2 protein-coding genes are annotated in these 2,232 nt (G+C 34.7%); both read left to right on the top strand.

The window, feature by feature from the left end:
- Positions 1-901 (top strand): O-antigen ligase family protein (locus J1782_RS00330; RefSeq protein ID WP_217151911.1); only part of this gene is annotated, 901 nt, incomplete at its 5' end.
- An 80-nt stretch (positions 902-981) separates the two neighbouring features.
- The gene (locus J1782_RS00325) at positions 982-2,007 is read left to right on the top strand and encodes a cellulase family glycosylhydrolase (RefSeq protein WP_165059126.1); all 1,026 of its coding nucleotides are present in this window, start codon (positions 982-984) and stop codon (positions 2,005-2,007) included.
- Positions 2,008-2,232: the final 225 nt, after the last annotated feature.

Here is a 2,232-nt window from a genome sequence, read left to right as displayed (position 1 = left end):
TGATTATTCTGCTACCTTGAAAGGGCTATTTAACTCTTACCGCTTTCAAATTGTTTGTGGTGCAATTTTTTATTTCGCACATTTGCAAGACAGGGCGCACTTTCTCTATTATGAACCTTCTTACTTCGCCATCGCTTTAATACCATATGTTGTGATCGTTTTATGTAATTTTTTCCAAAAAGAAAACAAAATACAAATACCCAAAGCACAGTTTTTTGATATTTTTTTATGTATCGTTGCAATTTATACAACCAAAAGTGCTAATTTACTTCTAGTTTTCCTAATTGGTACCTGCGTCATATCGTTACATGGAAAGAACAAGATGTTAAAAATATCAATTTCTTTACTTATAATGTTTATTGGTTTCGTGGGTCTTTATTTTTATGCTAAAACAAACAATGATTTGATTGCTATTACCTTTAGAAATGTTTTTATGTCGGGTGATGTTTTAGATGGTTTGAAAGACCGTGTGGGTAACAGATGGTACAGAGTTGAAATGGCTTATCATGTTGCCTTAGAACATTTTTGGGGGGTTGGGATTGGTGCTTATACCGAGTATACGTTAAGTAATAAAAGTGCCTATCCATTTTACAATTCCCTACCGTGGTATTTAAATCCCTTCGGGCTTCCAGCGATCAATCTTTACGTCGAAATGGCGGCTACATGTGGTTGGATGGCACTGATTATATGGTTGATATGGCATCATAGGTTGTTATTTGCTAATGAAGCCGTGTTGTTTAAAGGAACTGTTATTTACTTCTCATTACTTATATCAATGATAGTTCTTATAATTGAATCTAGTTTTATGAGACCTTATTACTGGGTGTTAATTGGAATTTGTATGTCGCATAATCGATTTACTTTTAAAAGAATATTTAACAATGAAAACCCCCTTAAATAAATATACGATTCATTTTGAGCTATGATTATAGTTAAATTTAATGTATTACATTTGCCAAAGTTCAGAAAAAGGTGGGCGCGATGATTAATAAGGTAATGAGATGGGGCGTGAATGTCACTCTAATTGTACCTTTTGTTCTTCTATCAATAAACCAAGCTTTGGCGTTTAATGTCGGTGTGGGTGTACACCCCGATGGTTTCTATGGTACCCCTGAGGAATTTATTTCATTAATGAAGAAGTATGATATAAATTCCTTAAGAACAGATTATAAATGGGATTCTGTGGAAAAGGTAAAAGGACAATATTCTGCACCGAATAGTAAAACTGAAAAAGTGCTCGACATTGCTTACCAAAACGGAATTAATCCTGTTGTTATACTAGATTATGGAAACGAATTATATGGAAAAGGAAAGCCAATAACTGACGAGCAAGTTTCTGCTTTCTCTAACTATGCAGCATGGACTGTTGAGCATTTCAAAGGTAAGGCTTCTGTCTTTGAAATATGGAATGAATGGTCCAACAGGGTAGAACCTGGAGCTAATAATGATGAGTCTGCCAAAAACTACGTCAAGTTAGTGGAAGTTGTTTCAAAAGTTATTAAAAAAGAAAATCCGCAGGCGACTGTCATCGCCGGTTCTTTCAACCCTATGGATTATATTGATATTCGATGGGGTAAAGAAATCGTCAAGTTGGGCATCCTGGATTATATTGATGGCCTGTCAGTGCATCCTTATACGTGGGGAAGTAAAAGAGCCTCAATCCCCGAATTCAATATAAAAATGCTTGATAAGACTCAACAGGACCTGATGGTGTTGGCAAAGCGAACTTCACCTATACCTTTGTATATAACTGAGATGGGTTTCCCAACTTCTGATAAAAAGCCTGTTCTCACACAGCAAGAAATTGCTGACTATGCCTATAAGTATATCCTCCTGGCTAAAACTAAACCTTATATTAAAGGTGTATGGTGGTACGATTTTATTAATGATGGGAATAATAAAAATTATCGTGAACATAATTTCGGTATTCTTAATAGAGATTTGAGTGAAAAATCAACAGCAGATGCTATAAAAAATGCTTCTAAAAGTATATCAATAGAAAAGTAACAGTCATTGTTTAGTATTGTTGCAGCTGTTATTTAAAGGACGTTATTTATGAAGGTTTCGTTTTTTGTCTATAAATTCCCAGTGGCATCAGAGACATTTATTATTAATCAAATTGCGTATTTTATAAAAAAAGGGATCGATGTTGAAGTCGTGTCAGTTTTCCCTGGTGAGTTCAACATTAAGCACAAGTCACTTACCCAGTATCGCATATTAGATAAAGTAAGA

The sequence above is a fragment of the Rahnella sp. BCC 1045 genome (assembly GCF_019049615.1).
Lineage (GTDB): Bacteria > Pseudomonadota > Gammaproteobacteria > Enterobacterales > Enterobacteriaceae > Rahnella > Rahnella contaminans.
The sequence above is the reverse complement of the archived record's forward strand: the minus strand, read 5'-3'. Positions and strand labels throughout refer to the sequence as shown.

Coding starts and splice junctions, on each gene's coding strand:
- J1782_RS00325 (WP_165059126.1), top strand. CDS start 982: ATGATTAATAAGGTAATGAGATGGGGCGTGAATGTCACTCTAATTGTA.